General features: G+C 61.5%; 17 protein-coding genes. 13 read left to right on the top strand and 4 right to left on the bottom strand.

What is annotated here, in order from left to right; translation table 11 throughout:
• The first annotated feature begins 91 nt into the window (after positions 1–91).
• The 7 genes from MOV76_RS12240 to MOV76_RS12270 all read left to right on the top strand — a co-directional run bounded on the left by MOV76_RS12240 (position 92) and on the right by MOV76_RS12270 (position 6,791).
• On the top strand, positions 92–1,099 hold the full coding sequence (locus tag MOV76_RS12240) for a LacI family DNA-binding transcriptional regulator (protein ID WP_112907234.1): 1,008 nt from the start codon (positions 92–94) through the stop codon (positions 1,097–1,099).
• Positions 1,100–1,239: 140 nt separating this feature from the next.
• Positions 1,240–2,022, top strand: a complete 783-nt coding sequence (locus MOV76_RS12245) for a FadR/GntR family transcriptional regulator (protein WP_020493439.1) — start codon at positions 1,240–1,242, stop codon at positions 2,020–2,022.
• A 123-nt stretch (positions 2,023–2,145) separates the two neighbouring features.
• A complete protein-coding gene (locus MOV76_RS12250) occupies positions 2,146–2,724 on the top strand; it encodes an isochorismatase family protein (protein WP_018245925.1) in 579 nt (192 codons plus the stop codon).
• Positions 2,721–3,731, top strand: coding sequence for a GlxA family transcriptional regulator (locus MOV76_RS12255; protein WP_018245926.1), 1,011 nt, complete (start codon positions 2,721–2,723; stop codon positions 3,729–3,731). Before MOV76_RS12250 ends, MOV76_RS12255 begins: the two co-directional genes overlap by 4 nt.
• Positions 3,732–3,970: 239 nt before the next feature.
• On the top strand, positions 3,971–4,984 hold the full coding sequence (locus tag MOV76_RS12260) for an ABC transporter substrate-binding protein (RefSeq protein WP_018245927.1): 1,014 nt from the start codon (positions 3,971–3,973) through the stop codon (positions 4,982–4,984).
• A 95-nt stretch (positions 4,985–5,079) separates the two neighbouring features.
• A complete protein-coding gene (locus MOV76_RS12265) occupies positions 5,080–5,898 on the top strand; it encodes an ABC transporter ATP-binding protein (RefSeq protein ID WP_026188721.1) in 819 nt (272 codons plus the stop codon).
• An 11-nt stretch (positions 5,899–5,909) separates the two neighbouring features.
• Positions 5,910–6,791 (top strand): ABC transporter permease, encoded by an 882-nt coding sequence (locus MOV76_RS12270; protein WP_003549874.1) that lies wholly within the window; start codon positions 5,910–5,912, stop codon positions 6,789–6,791.
• Positions 6,792–6,873: 82 nt separating this feature from the next.
• Here MOV76_RS12270 and MOV76_RS12275 read toward each other — a convergent pair whose 3' ends face one another.
• From MOV76_RS12275 to MOV76_RS12290, 4 genes are all read right to left on the bottom strand, one after another.
• Positions 6,874–8,274 carry a sensor histidine kinase gene (locus tag MOV76_RS12275; protein ID WP_018245929.1) on the bottom strand — a complete coding sequence of 467 codons (1,401 nt, stop codon included), beginning with the start codon at positions 8,272–8,274 and terminating at the stop codon, positions 6,874–6,876.
• Entirely contained in the window at positions 8,264–8,932 is a 669-nt protein-coding gene (locus tag MOV76_RS12280) for a response regulator (RefSeq protein ID WP_018245930.1), read from the bottom strand. Before MOV76_RS12280 ends, MOV76_RS12275 begins: the two co-directional genes overlap by 11 nt.
• 99 nt (positions 8,933–9,031) lie before the next feature.
• Positions 9,032–9,940 carry a carbohydrate-binding protein gene (locus MOV76_RS12285; protein ID WP_247264619.1) on the bottom strand — a complete coding sequence of 303 codons (909 nt, stop codon included), beginning with the start codon at positions 9,938–9,940 and terminating at the stop codon, positions 9,032–9,034.
• 124 nt (positions 9,941–10,064) lie between these two features.
• Positions 10,065–11,861, bottom strand: coding sequence for a heparinase II/III family protein (locus MOV76_RS12290; protein WP_018445044.1), 1,797 nt, complete (start codon positions 11,859–11,861; stop codon positions 10,065–10,067).
• A 131-nt stretch (positions 11,862–11,992) separates the two neighbouring features.
• Between MOV76_RS12290 and MOV76_RS12295 the strand changes: the two genes are divergently transcribed.
• From MOV76_RS12295 to MOV76_RS12320, 6 genes are read left to right on the top strand one after another with little or no spacing between them, the layout of a single operon-like run.
• Complete coding sequence (locus MOV76_RS12295) at positions 11,993–12,979, top strand: carbohydrate ABC transporter permease (RefSeq protein ID WP_018245933.1); 987 nt, start codon at positions 11,993–11,995, stop codon at positions 12,977–12,979.
• Positions 12,976–13,812: a carbohydrate ABC transporter permease gene (locus MOV76_RS12300; protein WP_018245934.1), complete on the top strand. Its 837-nt coding sequence runs from the start codon at positions 12,976–12,978 to the stop codon at positions 13,810–13,812. The genes MOV76_RS12295 and MOV76_RS12300 overlap by 4 nt, the downstream gene beginning before the upstream one ends.
• Before the next feature lie 4 nt (positions 13,813–13,816).
• Entirely contained in the window at positions 13,817–14,989 is a 1,173-nt protein-coding gene (locus MOV76_RS12305) for a glycoside hydrolase family 88 protein (protein ID WP_018245935.1), read from the top strand.
• A 15-nt stretch (positions 14,990–15,004) separates the two neighbouring features.
• Complete coding sequence (locus MOV76_RS12310; protein WP_018245936.1) at positions 15,005–16,114, top strand: ABC transporter ATP-binding protein; 1,110 nt, start codon at positions 15,005–15,007, stop codon at positions 16,112–16,114.
• A 20-nt stretch (positions 16,115–16,134) separates the two neighbouring features.
• The gene (locus MOV76_RS12315; protein WP_018245937.1) at positions 16,135–16,860 is read left to right on the top strand and encodes a YesL family protein; all 726 of its coding nucleotides are present in this window, start codon (positions 16,135–16,137) and stop codon (positions 16,858–16,860) included.
• Between the two features lie 40 nt (positions 16,861–16,900).
• Complete coding sequence (locus MOV76_RS12320) at positions 16,901–18,175, top strand: sugar ABC transporter substrate-binding protein (protein WP_026188722.1); 1,275 nt, start codon at positions 16,901–16,903, stop codon at positions 18,173–18,175.
• Positions 18,176–18,187: the final 12 nt, after the last annotated feature.

The raw sequence follows: 18,187 nt of genomic DNA on the forward strand, positions 1-18,187 counted from the left end.
CGATCCCTGCAAAACAACCGATTTGAGGCATGCATGTTGCGCCGACCAATAAAATCGGACATAACAAGACATTAGAACCGGTTCGATAGCTATGACCACCATACGAGATGTCGCGCGCCTTGCGGGGGTTTCAATCTCGACCGTCTCGCTGGCGCTCAACAGCCCGAAGCGGGTCGGCGCCGAGACGCTTGACCGCATCCAGCAGGCGATAAAATCGACCGGTTACCGCATCGACCCGGTGGCCCAGACGCTGGCGCGCGGACGCAGTTCGCTGATCGGTTTCGTTTCGGCCAATCTCGGCAACATGTTCTTCGGCGACATCCGTCGAGAGATCGAGCACCAGGCGCTCGACCACGGCTATTTCGTCCTGATCGCCGACTCCTCCGGCAGGGCCGATCTTGAACGGGCGCTGCTGGAGCGGCTGGAGGCGCAGAAGATCGCCGGCATTGCGCTGGCGGCAAATGGGCGCGGCGAGGAGTACGCCACGTTCCTGCGCGACTTCAAAACCCCGATCGTGATGTTCGACCAGAAAGTGGAGGGCGCCGAGCGTGATTTTGTCGGTTCCGACAATCCGCTGACCACCACCATCCTGACGGAACATCTGCTGCAGCTCGGCCACAGGCGCATCGGCTTCATCTCCGGGCCGAGCGGCCTGCACACCGCCGACGAGCGCCTGAAGGGCTTCATGAACACGATGGCCGGCGCCGGCGTCGACATCGATCCTTCGCTGGTGGTCGAAGGCGGCTACACCAGGACCGGCGGCCATGCACAGGCGATGCGGCTCTTGACCCGCCGCGACCGGCCGACCGCCATCATCGGCGCCAATAACATGACGGGCCTCGCAGCACTGCAGGTGATGCAGGAGATGGGTTTCCGTTGCCCTGACGACGTATCGCTGGCGATGGTCGATGACGTGCCCTGGAGCAATGTCATCACGCCTCGCATCACGATGGTGGTGCAGGATGCGCAGAAGCTCGGGGAATTGGCGGCACAGCGTCTGCTGGCAAGAATAGCAAGCCCGGAGGGTGCCGCCGCGCCGCCTGAGGACTTCATCCTGACGCCGAGATTCGTACGCGGGGAATCGACCAGGCGGTTGTGAGTGCTTCCACCGGTCCTCACGCATATGCCAAAGCCGCGTCGAGAGATGTAAGCGCAGTGCCGGATTTTCACTGGCCGGCCCTTATCCATTGAAAGTCGGAAAAATTTGTCATACATGTGTGATGAATTGTGAATTTCGCAATGCCGCGTTTGAACGGCATGCGGATCAAAGCCGATGCGGGGGCGTGCGTGGCTATGCAGATGAAGGATCGCAGCAAAGGCTCCGGGTCGCTGGTCTCACAGGTCGGCGAAAGCCTCCGGCAAGCCATATTGAGCGGCCAGTATTCGGCCGGCGACAAGCTTCCGAGTGAGCATGAACTGACCGAAACGCACAGCGTCAGCCGCACCGTCGTGCGCGAGGCCGTGGCCGCGCTTCGCTCCGACGGGCTTGTCGAGGTGCGACAGGGAGCGGGTATCTTCGTCCTCGGCGCCGATCCGGTTCTCTCCGCTGGGAAAGCCGACAAGGCCCGCGTTGTTTCCGATCTGGAAGTGCTCGAGATCAGAACGCCTGTCGAAATCGAAGCGGCGGGCCTTGCGGCCTTGCGCCGCTCGCCCGCGCAGGAGGAGGCGATTTTCGAATGCCACCGGAAAATCCTCCTGTGCATCGAGAGCGATCACTCCATTCGCGAGGCGGATCTCGAACTCCATGCCGCCATCGCCGAAGCCACGAACAATCCGCTCTTCCGGCAGTTCCTGGAGTCCCAGGGCTCGGCGATCATCCCGCAGTCGCGGCTGGTCCCGGAAACAAGGACAGCCGAGCAGACCGCCTACCGAAAGCTGATACACAGGGAGCACGAAGCGATCGTCATCGCCATCTCCGACAGGGACGATCAGGCTGCCCGCAACGCCATGCGTGAGCACCTGGTCGGTAGCCAGGCAAGGTACCGCAACCTGCTGAAGGATCTGCGAAGCTTTACGAGCTGATAGTTGATCCCGGAACTGTCTGGAAGCGTCCGCAGCGATTGGCGCGAATTGTCCGCTATTTGTCCGGTGCGCGCATTTTCTCGTGCCATCAAATTGCCGAATATGGCTTCATGATCAACCGCCATGGAGCAAAAAATGTCCGGTCATGATACTGTCCTTCTCGTTATCGACGCCCAAGAGTCTTTCAGACAACGCGATTACTGGGATGAAAACCTGGCATCCGCCTACATCGATCGTCAGCAGGCTCTGATCGACGGCGCGGAAGCCGATGGAATACCCATCATCCAGATCTTCCATGTCGATGAAAACGGGCCGTTTTCGGAAGCATCCGGATTCGTCAGCACACTCGCCCCGCTCAGGATCACTCCCAAGGCGACGTTCAGGAAGGGGCGCCACAGCGCCCTGGTCGGTTCCGGTCTCGACGTGTGGCTGACCGAGAACGGCGTCCGTCGTATCCTCGTCTCCGGCATTCGCACGGAACAGTGCTGCGAGACCACCACCCGACACGCCTCCGATCTCGGCTATCAGGTCGACTATGTCGGCGAAGCGACCCTGACCTTCCCGATGACCGACGCAACGGGACGCACTTGGAGCGCAAGGGAAATCCGGGACCGGACCGAACTGGTCCTCTCAGGCCGTTTCGCTCGGATCGCGACCGTCGAACAGGCATTGGCGGGGCGCGAAAAGTCACTCGCCGCATGACGGACGCCGCGCAGCCCTTCGATATCCCGGTCTTCGTCGTCGTGCCGCCGCGCGTGCTGCTGCTCGACGTCGCCGGCCCGATCGAAGTGCTGCGCAAGGCGAACCTCGAACAGCGCACAGTCCGCTTTACCGTCACCTATATCGGCCCATCAGCGACGGTCGGCAGTTCGATCGGTCTTGCCGTTACGGGTGTCGTCGCATTGCCGGAACGCTTGCCCGATAGCGCGCTTGTCGTCATTGCCGGCAGCGCCGACGCCCCGATGGCAAACAGTCGTCCGTGGGACAAACAGGAACGCGCTGACCAGGCTGCCATTATCGCATGGCTGAAGCGCGCCATCCGTCCGGGAATTCGACTGGCTTCGATCTGCTCGGGCGCATTGCTCGCTGCCGAGGCCGGAATGCTCGACGGTCGCGAATGCACCACCCATCACGGCTGTATGGAAGATCTGATCAGGCTCGCGCCCACCGCGCGCGTCCGGGACAACCGGCTCTATGTCGAGGACGGAGACCGCCTCACGAGTGCCGGCATCACCGCCGGCATAGACCTCATGTTGCATATCGTCGCCGAAGCGGTGGGGCATGCCTGCGCGCTTGCGGTGGCGCGATATCTTGTCGTCTATCTCAGGCGCGGCGGCTCGGATCCGCAGCTTTCGCCCTGGCTTGAAGGTCGCAACCATATTCACCCGGTCATTCACCGTGCACAGGATGCGGTGGTCGCCAACCCCACTCAGGACTGGTCGGTGGCGTCCCTCGCCCGCCTCAGCGGCGCCAGCCCGCGCAACCTTTCACGGCTGTTCAACGAGCAGACGGGCATGAGCGTTACGGATTTCGTCAACCGCATGCGCGTGGCTCTTGCCCGCGAGATGCTCTCTGGTTCGCGGCTGGACATGGAGGCCGTCGCGATGCGCGCCGGCTTCGGCTCGGCGCGGCAGCTCCGCCGCGCCTGGAACCGTTTGAATGACGGCCCGCCGAGCGCGGCGCGGGCAAGGCTGCCCGCAGGTTCATAGGCTGCTCACCACCGGTCACCAGATCGCGATGACGGTCGCGGACATATTCTCTCCCAATTTTCACGTTGAAGCGCTTGCCACGACGGGGGATGCATGGATGGAATTCCACGGGCTGCTTACCCATCCGTGACTGAAAGCTAGTTGAAAGCTTCGACGTCATAGGAAGGGGCAGCATCGTGGAGGAGACACGGTCAAAGTGGCGAGACGACGATGCTAGCAAACCACAGGAGGAGATTTCCATGCGTTCTTCACGCAGCCTTTTTCACACCGTCGCTTTTTCGACGCTTCTCGCCGCAGCATCTTTGGCTACCAGCGCCGCACATGCGGCCGATAAGATCACCATCATGGTCGGCGGTTATGAGAAGCAGATCTATCTGCCCGCCAAGCTTGCCGAATCGCTGGGATACTTCAAGGACGAGGGTCTCGACGTCGAACTGCTGAATGAAGCTGCCGGCGTCGATGCCGAAAACCAGCTTCTGGCCGGCGCCGTCCAGGGCGTGGTCGGCTTCTACGACCATTGTGTGGACCTGCAGGCCAAAGGCAAATTCGTCGAATCCATCGTCCAGTTCAGCCAGGCGCCGGGCGAAGTCGAGATGGTTTCGAGCAAGCACCCTGACATCAAGTCGCCGGCCGACTTCAAGGGCAAGAGCCTCGGCGTCACTGGTCTCGGCTCGTCCACGAACTTCCTGACCCTCTTCATGGCCTCGAAGGCCGGCCTGAAGCCCGGCGACGTCGTGACGGTCCCGGTCGGCGCCGGCGGCACCTTCATCGCCGCCATGCAACAGGATCAGATCCAGGCCGGCATGACGACAGAGCCGACGATCTCGCGCATGATCAAGACCGGCGAGGCGAGCGTGCTTGTCGACATGCGCACGGTCGAGTCGACCCGTCAGGCGCTCGGTGGCACCTATCCGGCCGCCTCACTCTACATGGAAGCCTCCTGGGTCGACGCACACAAGGAAGAGGCGCAGAAGCTCGCCAACGCCTTCGTCAAGACGCTGCGCTACATCAACACGCATTCAGCTGCCGAGATCGCGGACAAGATGCCGAAAGACTTCTACGTCGGCGACAAGGACGGTTACATCAAGGCTCTCGACGACGGCAAGGGCATGTTCACACCGGATGGCGTCATGCCGGAAGACGGTCCGAAGACCGTGCTTGCCGTGCTCTCGGAGTTCTCCAAGAACGTCAAGGGCAAGCAGATCGACCTTTCCAAGACCTATACGACGGAGTTCGTCAAGAACGTCAAGTAAGGCGTCGCGTCGCTTCCGGTCCCAACCGGAAGCGGCCTCCCGATCGATCCATGGGCATTGCGTGCACGCGCCCAAAGCACGCCTCAGGTATCATCATGCAACATGACAAGAACCAGATCCCGGCGATCGAGCTGATCAACGTCAGCCGCCGCTTCGTCTCGCCGACCGGCAAGTCCCTTACGGCCTTGCGCGATTTCAACATGACGGTCGCCCGCGGGGAGTTCGTCGCCGTCGTCGGCCCTACCGGCTGCGGTAAATCGACGACGCTCAATCTTGTGACGGGTCTCGCACGCCCGAGCGCCGGTGAAGTCCGGCTGATGGGCGGGCCGATCACCGGCATTGACCCGCGTGTCGGCTTCGCGTTCCAGACCGACGCACTCTTTCCCTGGAAGAACGTGATCGACAACGTCATGGCCGGCCCGCTGTTTCGGGGCAAGTCGCGCACTGAAGCGGAAAAGAGCGCACGCGACTGGCTGGCCCGCGTCGGCCTTTCGAAATTTCTCCATCACTATCCCCACCAGCTTTCTGGCGGTATGCGCAAGCGCGTCTCCCTGGCCCAGACATTCATCAACGAGCCGGAAATCCTGCTGATGGACGAGCCGTTTTCGGCTCTCGACGTGCAGACCCGCACGGTGATGCATGAAGAGCTCTTGAAACTGTGGGCGGAGCGCAAGGCCTCGGTGGTGTTCGTGACCCACGACCTCGAAGAGGCTGTCGCCCTCGCCGACAAGGTCTACGTCCTGACCGCCGGCCCTGCGACGGTAAAGTCGGTCTATACGATCGATCTCCCCCGCCCGCGCGTCGTGTCGGAAATCCGCTACGAGCAGAGCTTCATCGACTATTGCAAGACGATCTGGGAGGACCTGCGCGAGGAGGTCGAGACCAGCTACCGCCGCGCAAGCGAAGCGGCCTGAGGGAGGATATCATGGCACACACCACACTTGAGGCCGGTTCGGCCACCATGTTTCGGCCGGGCACGTCGGACACAGAAATCGAGGCATCGGCGCTGAAGGCAATGCGCCGGCGCAAGACGCTGGTGCGCTTCTGGCAGATCGCCATCCTGGTCTTCGTGATCGGCATGTGGGAGCTGTCTTCCAACATGCAGTGGATCGATCCGTTCTTCTATTCGAGCCCAAGCGGCGTCGTTCAGCGCCTCTACGAATGGGCAACCGAGGGCACCACGGAAGGTTCTCTCTGGTATAATCTATGGGTGACGATGGAGGAGGCCCTGATCGGCTTCTTCGCGGGATCGATCACCGGCGTCTTCGTCGGCATCGGTCTTGGCCGCAACCGCTTCCTGTCGGACATTTTCTCCGTCTACATCAAGGCGATCAACTCGATACCGCGCGTCGTTCTCGCCCCCATCTTCATCATGATCATGGGTCTCGGCCTGCCCTCCAAGGTTGCACTCGCCTTCATCATGGTGTTCTTCGTGGTGTTTGCAAACGCCTTCCAGGGCGTGCGCGAGGCCGACCGCAATATGATCGCCAACGCCCGCATTCTCGGCGCCTCGGATTGGCAGGTCACCCGCACCGTGGTCATCCCATCGGCGATGAGCTGGATCTTCGCCAGTCTGCACGTGTCCTTCGGTTTCGCGATCATCGGCGCAATCGTCGGCGAATTCGTCGGCGCCCGCTTCGGTATCGGCCAGCTCATCTCGATCGCCAAGGGGACGTTCGACGCGGCCGGCATGTTCGCGGCAATCCTCCTCGTCATGGTCGTCACGCTTTTTGCCGAATACATCATGACATTGATCGAGAACCGCCTGGCGAAATGGCGTCCGCAGCAGCACCTCGATACCCAGTGATCAAATCGACCTCCTCCCAAGGCAGATCGAACTGAAGGCCGGGCGCGATGCCCGGCCTTCTTTTCATTTGATGCACTTAGGTCTAAGCGAGCGGCAGCCGCACCGTCACGACGAGCCCACCGCCTTCCGCGTCATCGAGCGAGACTGAACCTCCAGCGCCTTCGACGACCTCCCGAACGATCGCTAGCCCCAGACCACTCCCCTCGGCTTCAGTCCCCATGATCCGGTAGAACCGTTCGAAAACCTGTTCGCGCTCCCCGCTCGGAATACCCGGCCCGTTGTCCTCGACGGTCACGACGGCGTTGCCGTCCGCCTGCCCGACGGCGACGGTCACCCGTCCGTTCGGGCGGGTATAGCGGATCGCATTGTCTATGAGGTTGACCAACATCTCGCGCAGCATCGTCGCGTCGCCGTCGACAATGACCGGGCGGACGGCTTCCAGGCCGACGTCGATGTTGCGCTTGAGCGCCTCTTCAGCATGCGCTTCCAGGATCTCGCGGGCAGCCTTCGTAAGGTCGGTCGCATCGCTCCGGGGGCGCCGGCTTCCGGGCTCGGCCCGCGATAAGGTGAGGAGCTGGCTGGCAAGACGCGAAATCTGTTTCGTGCTGGTGCGAAGGGCGAAAAGCGCCTCGTCGCGGCGAGCAGCATCGGCTTCGCGGGCCGCCACGCTCGCCTGCGTCGAAATCAGCGCCAGGGGGGTTCGCAGTTGATGCGCCGCATTCGATACGAACCGTCGCTGCGCGGCCATCTGGTTCTGGACGCGCTCCATGTAGTCGTTCAGGGCGTGAACGAGCGGCTGCAGCTCGCTCTGCACCATCTCCGGCGGCAGCGGATCGAGACGGTTGCGCCCGCGCTGGCGCAGGGCGTCCCGCAGCCTCAGCGCAGGAGCCAGGCCACGCTGCAGGCCGAGGATGGTCACCAGGCTTGCGACGAAGACGAGCACGAACTGCTTCGAAAAATCTGAGAGCCACAATTGCCTTCGCATCGCATACTGGCTGTTATGCGTAACGGCGACGGTCACGGAGATCGCGCCGTCATCGGGAAGGCCGACGACAGGATGGTCGAGCATCATGACGCGAACATCGGCACCGTGGAACGTGCGATCCTCACCGGTGCGCTGGACGGCCGGCAACGGCAGGTCGGGAAAGCCGCTGACCAGACTGCCCCATGCGGTGATGACCTGATAAGATACACGGTCGCCGAAGCCCGTATCAAACATCTCCAGCGCGGAAGGCGGCACGTCCACCTGAACATTGCCGCCCTCGTCGACACGGACGGCTTCGGCAATGACGCGCGCCGACGCCAGAAGTGTTCGATCCGTCACCAGCTTTGCTGTGGCGTCAGCCGTCCAGAAGCTGTCGTAAAGATTGAAACCGATCGCGCCGAACAGGGTCAGCAGCACCCAGCAGAGCAACTGCACCCTCAGGCTCTGGCTGAGCCGCGCGATCGTCGCGCCCACCTTGGTGACGAGGCTACTGGACATGTCTGAGGAGATAGCCAAGCCCGCGCAACGTGGCAATCTGAACCGAACTGCCCTCGAGCTTCTTTCGCAGCCTGTGGACGTAGATTTCGATGGCGCTCGGATCCGCCTCGTCGTCGAAACCGAACACGCTTTCGGAAAGGGCGGCTTTCGAGACGGTGTTGCCAAGCTTCATGACGAGTTGCTCAAGCACGGCATATTCACGCGGCGTCAGTTGCAGCGGCTCGCCTGCGACGAAAAACTGCCGCGTCCCGCCGGAGAAGCGCAGGTTGCCGACGGTAATCTCGGATGATGCCCGGTCCTGGCCGCGGCGGACCACCGCACGAATCCTCGCTTCGAGCTCGGCGATTTCGAAGGGTTTGGCGAGATAGTCGTCGGCGCCGCTGTCAAGCCCTGCAACACGGCCGTCCAGGCTCGCATTCGCGGTCAAGATGATGACCGGCAGCTTGTTTCCGGACTGCCGCAATCGCTTCAACAGCGTCAATCCGTCAAGCTTGGGCAGCGCCAGGTCGAGGATCATCGCCGAATACTCCGCCACCTTGAGCATATGCTCCGCGTCCTCGCCGTCATGGGCAATGTCGATAGCGTATTGCGCCTGTCGCAGGGCTTTACCCAGCCAGGCCGCCAGATCCTTGTTGTCCTCCACCACAAGCAGTCTCATCTGACCTTCCTAGCACGTGCAAACGGTCTGACAAGCGTGACACAGTTTCCACCGCTGATACCTGGCCTCTGTTCCCGACCGAAGCAGAAGGAGATGGTATCACCTGCGATCGGTCTCCGCGTCGTCAAGACGAACGCTGACAGGAACGGAAGTTTTCAGGCGCCCATGAGCCCTCCCGGAATCGCCTTCGACCGCAACCGGGACGTCCTGGTCTCCAGCACCCGACGCCTCGATTCCCCAGATTTCGATCTGGGTCAGCGCCGGATAGGGCGAGGCGTCCTCGGCCTTGATCAGCCTGTGCAGTTCCACCCATTCGACGATGCAGGGCTCTATCAGAAAGGCTTGAGCGACGCCCGATTTCACCAACGGAAAACAGGAGGTCTTGCCGTTCGAGAAGGTGACGCTGGCCTTTTCCCACCAGGAATCATGCGGAAAGTCGGCCCGGAGATAGAAAACGATCTCGTCGATCCTGACCGGCCGGCCGAATTCCACCGTTAGCGCCGCGTGAGGATCGCGATTGATGCCCCAGCTCGTATAGGGCCAGAAGCCGTGATCATCGTTGGCCTTTTCGCCGTCGATCGCGTTACGCGCGGCAAAGACCGCTTCGCCCCGGGTTTCGACATTGGCGCGCGCATGCGGAAACAGCGTCCGATTGGCGTGATCGTCCCAGGGGTTGAGAGCGAGATTGCGCCGGTGAATGATCTCGTCCGGCCGCGTGCTTCGCGCTGATAGCCGGTGGATATCGCCCCTGAAGGCATTCGGGGAATAGGGCTTGCGTTTGTCGCCGAAGGGCACAGCGAGCGAATAGGCGCATTCCTTCATATAGACCAGGCCGGGTTGGATCGCGCCGTCCAGGGAGAGGAAGACATGTCCGGGCTCGGAGACCTCCACGACCACGCGATCGCCTTCGCGATAGCTCTGGCGATAGACCAGGAACGTCTCGTCCCGGCCTGTGGAACTGGCCAGCACTGCCCCATCGGCATCCACGATCTTCAGCGTCAATTCCATGCTCGTCCTCCCCAGAGCATGATGCCGAAAAGTGTGAGCGATTTTCGGACGACATCATGCTCTAACTCTTTAATTTAGAACAGGATTCAGATTTCAGGCCGACCCGGCCTAAAATCATCCTGTTCTAGACGATCCGCAATCTCAGGAGCCTGCCGGCAAACGGCAGGCGCAGCCGATAGATTTTCTCGGGCCAGGCCGATCTCAGCCGGGCGTCGTCCACGACGATTTCATCAATTTCGATCTCGCCGGTGCCATCGACGAAAATTCTGCCGAGGTCGGCCAGATCGATCCTATCGGGGCCGACAGTCGGCACCACGCATGTCATCAGAGACAGGACCGCCGGCTTGCCCCCGTCATAGGTATCGACGATCTCGACGTGGCGGCCGCGCAGCAGGGAAACGACGCGCCGGTAGCTGTGCAGCTGCGCCTCGGGGGAATAGGCGCCTGATATATCGAGCGATATGCGCGCGTGCTCCTCGTCAAACTCGACCTCGACATCGCGCGCGCCAAAGGCTTCGCCGGCCGACTGCATGACGCCTGCGAATGTCGGCAGGTTGTGGAAAGCCGACTGCATCGTCCATATCTCGTAGCGCCGCGCCGAAAAGGTCTTTGCGGTATAGGTCTCGACGCCGACATCGATCAGGAACGGATGTCCGTTCTTGTAAAGCGTGACACTTCCGACATCGTTATGATTGTGGCCCTCGCCATTGTTGCCGCCCTTGACGGCAAGCGAAAACTGCCGGTCGCGGGCGATGAACAGGCCGATGCCGGGATAGAAGATATCGCGCCCGGATGCAGGAGGTGGCTCGGCGGCGGCGGGGATTGCAGGGCCGACCAGCAGTTCCTGCACGCGATACCAGAGGTTCCATTCCCCGGGCAGGTGCGGATTGTCGGAAGCGGCCCTGTCGGATGCAGCGAACTCAGCCAGCATCTCAGAGCCGACCGCCTGTCCGAACAGGTATTCCCGCGCGCTGCAGGGTTCGACCACCGCGGAGGAATCCGCGAAGTTGAAATAGTAGCGGCCGGCCACATGCATATGGGCAATATATTCGGCCATGTTGCGGATCTTCGGCTGCTGCCAGACCCCGGCGAACAGGCCCGGCGCCACGGCATCCAGGATGGTCAACGCGCCATGCAGGCAGAGTGCGGCGTGGCGGTAGTAGAGCACGCCCTCCTCGCAGGCCCCGTCCTCGGCATAGTCCTTCAGGAAGGCGTCGAGGCTGCCGAGCGCCTTTCTGACGACGGCGTGACGCGTGGGCTGATCGGTTTTCAGGGAGAAGACCGTCAACAGGACGTTCTGGCTTATCCACGCCGTCCAGTTGTTCATCCGCTCCTGACCGCGGCCCATCCACCAGAAATGCCGGCCGAGATAGGGCGAAAGGATGCGGGTTTCGATCTCGCGTTCCACGCGTGCCGTAATCTCGGGGCTGATGCCGTCGAGCTCGTCGCGAAGCAATGCAACGATGGTGGCAAGCAGCGCCGCCGTTTCGGCGGCGAAGAGATCGACGACAGGCTGCGAATTGTCGGGAAGCGGCAGGCGCGCGCCGCTTCGTTCATAGGCGTTATGCGCCGGAAGCTGCCACCCGCTCTCCTCCGCAATCAGGAAGATGCCGTCGACGACCTTCGGCAGGAACCGCGCCTTGCCTTCGATGAGTTCGCCGAGCACCAGATTGTTGAGCATCCGCCGCCGCGTGAAATAAAGCTCCTCGAAGCGCGCGCGGTTGCCCGTTGCGGTGAACTCCCGGTAATCCGAAGCCGCAATCAGCGGCAAGGCGCGCGCAAGCGTCTCTTCGGCCTCGCGAATGATCAGATCCCGTACCGCTTGCGGCACAGCGCTCCATCTGGCGCGATCGGAGCAGACCGCCCCGGGCGTGAAATCGCCCAGCACATCCGGCAGCTCCCCTGAAATCTCGCTGAGCATGTCTCTCCCCGTACCGGAAAAGCATCGATGGGCGTTTGGTCTGCATGCTCACCTATCATATGTATTTTGCGCTTTCCATAAAATTCGTATGACCTATTCAGAACTTGTTTGACCAATACCGGATATGTGCTATGTCGTTGCTGGAGGAAGAGGAGGCATCGGTGTCCCTATCGAATTCGGTCATCGCGACGGATGGCGCCATGGCAACCTCCGGTCGGAAGGTCGCGGTCCTGTCCAAGCGCCAGCGCAGGATCCGCAACGCGCTCGTCGCCTATTCCTTCATCGCGCCGAACTTCATCGGCTTTGCCGTCTTCACGCTCGGCCCGATCCTGTTCGCCTTCGTGCTTGCCTTCATGCATTGGGACGGTTCGAATGCGATCACCTTCGCCGGCCTCGACAATTTCTGGCGGCTCTTCGATGACAAGGCTTTTATCGCGGCGTTCTGGAACACGGTCATCTATACGGTCGCTTCCGTGCCGGCGACGCTCATATGCGCGCTTGGCCTTGCCGTACTTCTCAACCAGAAGATCGCGGGGCGCGATTTCTTCCGCACAGCGATGTTCTTCCCCTATGTCGCCTCGCTGGTGGCCGTCGCGGTCGTCTGGAACATGATCTTCAATCCCGAGATGGGACCGGTGAACATGATCCTCTACACGCTCGGCCTCGATCCCAAGAACATGCCGGGATGGGCGGCCGATCGCCACTGGGCGATGGTGACGGTGATCCTCTTCGGCATCTGGAAGAACATGGGTTATTACATGGTCATCTATCTGGCCGGCCTGCAGGGCATCAATTCGGAGCTCTATGAGGCCGCCGATCTCGATGGCGCCAATTCCTGGCAGAAGTTCATCCATGTCACGGTGCCGCAGCTCGGGCCGACGACCTTCTTCGTCACCGTCATGCTGACGATCCAGTCCTTCAAGGTGTTCGACCAGATCTACATGATCACCCAGGGCGGACCCGGCACCTCGACGCTCGTCCTCGTCTACCACATCTACAACGAGGCCTTCATTTCCTGGGATCTCGGCTATTCCAGCATGGTTGCGCTCGTTCTGTTCTTCCTCGTGCTCGCCGTCACCGTCTTCCAGTTCCGGCGCCAGAGGGAGGATGGTGAATGAGGATCGCAGGACGCAAGGTGACCCTCAAATCGGTCGCGATCTACGCCATCGTCATCGCCGTCACGCTCATCATGCTGATGCCCTTCGCCTGGATGCTCTCGGCATCCCTGAAGCTCAGCCGCGACGTCTTCGCCTTCCCGATCGAGTGGATACCGTCCGAGCCGCAATGGCATAACTACGTCGATATCTGGACGAAGATCCCGCTTGCGCTCTTCATCTACAACACCTCGAAGCTGACGATCATCGTCACGCTGCTGCAACTTTTGACCTCCAGCTTTGCCGCCTACGCCTTCGCCAAGCTGAATTTCCCCTACAAGAACACCCTGTTCCTCGGCTACATCGCCACCATCGCCATGCCCTGGCAGGTCTATATGGTGCCGCAATTCCTGCTGATGCGCGAATTCGGCCTCAACAACACCCATCTGGCACTGATCTGCCTGCAGGCTTTCACCGCCTTCGGCGTCTTCCTGATGCGGCAGTTCTACATGTCGATCCCGACCGAGCTCTGCGAGGCGGCCCGCATCGACGGCATGAACGAGTACCAGATCTGGGCGCGCATCATGCTGCCGCTGTCGAAGCCCGCGCTCTCGACACTGACGATCTTCACCTTCGTCACCACCTGGAACGATTTTCTCGGGCCGATGATCTACCTGACCAAGACCGAGCTGAAGACCGTCCAGATCGGCCTTCGCATGTTCATCTCGCAATATTCGGCCGAATACGGGCTCATCATGGCGGCCTCTGTCGTCGCCCTCATTCCGGTTCTCGTCGTCTTCCTCTCTCTCCAGCGCTTCTTCGTCGAGGGTATCGCCTCGACCGGACTGAAGGGTTAAATCCATGAACGCCGTCTCGTCCGTCGCCCCGCAGCCGATCACCGACCAGGAGGTCAAAGCCGCGCTCGATCTTGCCGTCGGGCAGATCAGGCGCAACCTTCCCGCCTTCACCCATGCCTCGCAGAACCATTCAAGCGTCGGAAATTTCTATCCCGCGGTGGCGAACGACCAATGGACCGCGGGTTTCTGGCCCGGAGAGCTGTGGCTCGCTTTCGAGCACAGCGGCGAGGCGGTTTTCCGCGATGCCGCGCAGATCCAGGTCCAATCGTTCCTGCATCGGATCGTGAACCGCATCGAGACGGATCATCACGACATGGGCTTTCTCTATTCGCCCTCCTGCATCGCCGCCTGGAAGCTTGTCGGAGATGAGGATGGCCGCAGGGCCGCCATCCTGGCAGCCGACCAGTTGATCGAGCGTTTCCAACCCGTCGGCCAGTTCATCCAGGCCTGGGGCCGCAAGGGGGTGGCGGAAGAATACCGCTACATCATCGACTGCTTGCTGAACCTGCCGCTTCTCTACTGGGCGAGCCGCGAGACCGGCGATCCGAAATATCGCGAGATCGCTCTCATTCACGCCCGCACCACGCTCGCCAATTCGGTTCGGCCGGACGATTCCACCTATCACACCTTCTACATGGACCCGGTCACGGGAGCGCCGGTGCGCGGCGCCACCAAGCAAGGTTACAGGGACGACAGCGCCTGGGCGCGCGGACAGGCCTGGGCCATCTCGGGAATGGCGCTCTCCTATCGCTATGAGCGGATCGAGGAATACCGCCAAACCTTCGACCGGCTGCTCGCCTTCTATCTCAACCGGCTGCCGGCCGACATGGTGCCCTATTGGGATCTCGTCTTTTCGGACGGCGACGGCGAGCCGCGCGACAGCTCGTCGGCGTCGATCACCGCCTGCGGCCTTCTGGAAATGGCCGATCTCGTCGAGCCGGAACCGGCCGCACGCTATCGCACCCTGGCGCGCCGCATGATGAAGAGCCTTGCCGATCACTACGCGGTCAAGGACCCAGCCGTCTCCAACGGCCTGGTGCTGCACGCCACCTATTCGAAGAAATCGCCGTTCAACACCTGCCGCGGCGAGGGTGTCGATGAATGCGTCTCCTGGGGAGATTATTATTACATGGAAGCTTTGACGCGCCTTTCGCGCAGCTGGTCTTCCTATTGGTGAATTCAGGAGGACCCGATGGCCAGCATTTCGCTTAAAGAGCTGAACAAATCCTACGGCGCGCTCACCGTCGTCCACGACATCGACCTCGAAATCGCTGACAAGGAATTCATCATCCTGGTCGGCCCCTCCGGCTGCGGTAAATCGACGACGCTGCGGATGATCGCCGGCCTCGAGGAGATATCGGGAGGAGAGCTCAAGATCGGCGGCGACGTCATGAACGACGTTCCCTCCAAGGATCGGGATATCGCCATGGTTTTCCAGAACTATGCGCTGTACCCGCATATGACCGTCTACAAGAACATGGCTTTCGGTCTGCAGCTGAGGAAGGTGTCGCGCGACTTCATCGATGCCCAGGTGCAGGACGCCGCCAGGATCCTCGACATCTCTCATCTCCTGAACCGCAAGCCGAAGGCGCTTTCGGGCGGGCAGCGCCAGCGCGTCGCGCTCGGCCGTGCGATGGTGCGCAATCCGGCGGTCTTCCTTCTCGACGAGCCGCTTTCCAATCTCGATGCCAAACTGCGCGGCACGATGCGTTCGGAAATCACCAAGCTGCACAAGCGCCTCAACGCCACCTTCATCTACGTCACCCACGACCAGGTGGAGGCCATGACCATGGCGGACCGGATCGTCGTCATGAAGGACGGGCACATCCAGCAGGTGGATACGCCGCAGAACCTCTACGACCGTCCCGTCAACATGTTCGTCGCCGGCTTCATCGGCGCGCCGCAGATGAACATGCTGCCCTCGACCATTTTGCGCCGGGACGACGGCTATATCGCCGTCTTCGACGGCCGGGAACTGCCGCTGCCTGCCCATTTCGACAAGGGCAGGATCGCCCCCTACGAGGGCCGCGAACTGGTGCTTGGCATCCGTCCGGAGAATTTCCACGAGCTGCCGCCGGCCGACATCGCACCGGAGAACCTGGCGCCCCTCAAGGCGGTCGTCGAACTGGCCGAGCCCATGGGCTCGGAAGTGCATCTGAACATGGTGGCAGGCGGGCGCAATCTCATCGCCCGCGTCTCGCCGCGCTACCGGCCTGATATCGGCGAGGAGGCGACGCTGGTCGCCGATATGACCAATGCGCAGCTGTTCGACAAGGAAACGGAACGCTCGATTCTATACTGAGGCGCCTGCGGGAGACGGCTATGCAGTGGTTGCGGGACATGTGGACGAGGGAGGGACCGGGCATTGCGAAGGATGCGCCGAAGAGGACCGGCCTTGCTCTGTTCGCCGAGATCCTCGTCCGCGAATGGTGGGAGATGGTCAAGCTGAACATCCTCTTCATCCTGGCCGGCCTCTTCGTCGTGACGCTGCCGGCAGCCCTCGCCGCCATGGCCCGGGTCTCGGTCGCCTTGGTGGAAGATCGCAACACCTATCTGCTGCGGGACTTCACGGAAGCCTTTCTGCGCTACTTCTGGCGCGCCACCGCCTGGGGCCTGGCGTTGAGCGGCGCGCTTGCAATCGGTATCCATGCGATTGTCACCTATGCCGCCGGCGCACGCGACAATCTGTTGCTGAGCGCACCACTGACGATCGCCCTCGTCGCCACCGCTTTCATCGCGGTCCTCGCCTGCCATCTCATCGTTCTCATGGTGATGCGCGATCTGCCGGCTTCTAGGCTGCTGCGCCTCGCCGCGCTCGCCTCGGTCATCCGCCCGCTCCCGGCGCTAGCCGCGCTCGCCTTCGCCGCCAGCCTGTGGCTGGCGCATATCCTCTTCTATCCGGTTTCGGTGTTCATGCCGGCAACCTTCAATTTTTCACTCGGAATGTTCGCCGTCGCATTCGGCGTCCATCGGGCGGCGGTGACGGTTCTAGACCTGCCAAACGCAACGCAGCCGCACCGCGAACCGCATATACGAGACGCTTCATAAAACAACTGATCCAGAGATGATCCAGGGAAGGAGAACGGGAATGTATTTGGATAAATTCGGGAGGACGATGAGACTTGCCTTGGCAGGTTTCACCTTGGCCGCAACGACGGCCGGCGCAGCGCTTGCCGAGGACGCCGTGACGCTCAAATGGGCTTTGTGGGACTGGGACAAGACCGCCTATTACAAGCCGTTGATCGAGGCCTATCAGGCCAAACACCCCAACGTGAAGTTCGAGCCGATGGACCTCGGCTCGCAGGACTATCAGCAGATGATCTCGACGCAGCTGACCGGCGGCTCCAAGGATATCGACATCGTCACCATCAAGGACGTGCCGGGCTACACCAACCTGGTGCGCGCCGGCAACATCGCCGATCTCAGCAGCTTCGTGAAGGATCAGAAGATCGACCCGGCTCCCTATGGCGGCCTGATCGAGGAACTGACCATCGACGGCAAGGTCTATTCGCTGCCGTTCCGCTCCGACTTCTGGATCGTCTATTACAATAAAGACATATTCGACAAAGCAGGCGTCCCCTACCCTACCAATGACATGACCTGGGCGCAATTCGACGCGACTGCCGAGAAGCTTACCGGCGGCATGGGCACCAACAAGACCTACGGCGCGCTCCTGCATACCTGGCGGTCGACCGTTCAGCTGCCCGGCGTCCTCGACGGAAAACACACGCTGGTCGACGGCGACTACGACTTCCTCAAGCCCTGGTACGATAGGGCGCTCACCCTGCAGAAGGATGGGGCGATTCCCTCCTACGCCTTCCTGAAGACGTCAAACACGCATTATTCGGCGCTCTTCTTCAACGGCACGATCGGCATGCTGCCGATGGGAACCTGGTTCGTCGGCACCCAGATCACCAAGGTGAAATCGGGTGAATCGAAGAGCAAGAACTGGGGCATCGTCAAGTTCCCGCATCCCGACGGCGTCGCGGCCGGGACAACGGCCGCGCAGATCTCCGGGCTGGCGGTCAACGCCAATTCCGACCACAAGGATGCAGCTCTCGATTTCATCAAGTTCGTCACCGGTCCTGAGGGCGCTGATGTCATCGCGTCGACGGGCACCTTCCCCGCGCTCAAGACGGATGACGTCAGCGCCAAGATCGCGGCAACGCCGGGCTTTCCTGAGGATGCGGCCAGCAAGGAGGCGCTGAAGCCGTTGAAAACCTACCTTGAGATGGCGGTCAACCCAAACGCCGCCAAGATCGAGGTGGTGCTCAACCGTGTGCATGACGCGATCATGACCGACAACACCACCGTCGACGACGGGTTGAAGGAAATGACCGAAGGCGTGAAGGCCATCAAGTAGGCCCACGAGATA

The organism is Rhizobium sp. PRIMUS64, from assembly GCF_023006465.1.
In the GTDB taxonomy this organism is placed as follows: Bacteria; Pseudomonadota; Alphaproteobacteria; order Rhizobiales; family Rhizobiaceae; genus Rhizobium; species Rhizobium leguminosarum.

Coding starts and splice junctions, on each gene's coding strand:
- MOV76_RS12240 (WP_112907234.1), top strand. CDS start 92: ATGACCACCATACGAGATGTCGCGCGCCTTGCGGGGGTTTCAATCTCG.
- MOV76_RS12245 (WP_020493439.1), top strand. CDS start 1,240: ATGCCGCGTTTGAACGGCATGCGGATCAAAGCCGATGCGGGGGCGTGC.
- MOV76_RS12250 (WP_018245925.1), top strand. CDS start 2,146: ATGGAGCAAAAAATGTCCGGTCATGATACTGTCCTTCTCGTTATCGAC.
- MOV76_RS12255 (WP_018245926.1), top strand. CDS start 2,721: ATGACGGACGCCGCGCAGCCCTTCGATATCCCGGTCTTCGTCGTCGTG.
- MOV76_RS12260 (WP_018245927.1), top strand. CDS start 3,971: ATGCGTTCTTCACGCAGCCTTTTTCACACCGTCGCTTTTTCGACGCTT.
- MOV76_RS12265 (WP_026188721.1), top strand. CDS start 5,080: ATGCAACATGACAAGAACCAGATCCCGGCGATCGAGCTGATCAACGTC.
- MOV76_RS12270 (WP_003549874.1), top strand. CDS start 5,910: ATGGCACACACCACACTTGAGGCCGGTTCGGCCACCATGTTTCGGCCG.
- MOV76_RS12275 (WP_018245929.1), bottom strand. CDS start 8,274: ATGTCCAGTAGCCTCGTCACCAAGGTGGGCGCGACGATCGCGCGGCTC.
- MOV76_RS12280 (WP_018245930.1), bottom strand. CDS start 8,932: ATGAGACTGCTTGTGGTGGAGGACAACAAGGATCTGGCGGCCTGGCTG.
- MOV76_RS12285 (WP_247264619.1), bottom strand. CDS start 9,940: ATGGAATTGACGCTGAAGATCGTGGATGCCGATGGGGCAGTGCTGGCC.
- MOV76_RS12290 (WP_018445044.1), bottom strand. CDS start 11,861: ATGCTCAGCGAGATTTCAGGGGAGCTGCCGGATGTGCTGGGCGATTTC.
- MOV76_RS12295 (WP_018245933.1), top strand. CDS start 11,993: ATGTCGTTGCTGGAGGAAGAGGAGGCATCGGTGTCCCTATCGAATTCG.
- MOV76_RS12300 (WP_018245934.1), top strand. CDS start 12,976: ATGAGGATCGCAGGACGCAAGGTGACCCTCAAATCGGTCGCGATCTAC.
- MOV76_RS12305 (WP_018245935.1), top strand. CDS start 13,817: ATGAACGCCGTCTCGTCCGTCGCCCCGCAGCCGATCACCGACCAGGAG.
- MOV76_RS12310 (WP_018245936.1), top strand. CDS start 15,005: ATGGCCAGCATTTCGCTTAAAGAGCTGAACAAATCCTACGGCGCGCTC.
- MOV76_RS12315 (WP_018245937.1), top strand. CDS start 16,135: ATGCAGTGGTTGCGGGACATGTGGACGAGGGAGGGACCGGGCATTGCG.
- MOV76_RS12320 (WP_026188722.1), top strand. CDS start 16,901: ATGTATTTGGATAAATTCGGGAGGACGATGAGACTTGCCTTGGCAGGT.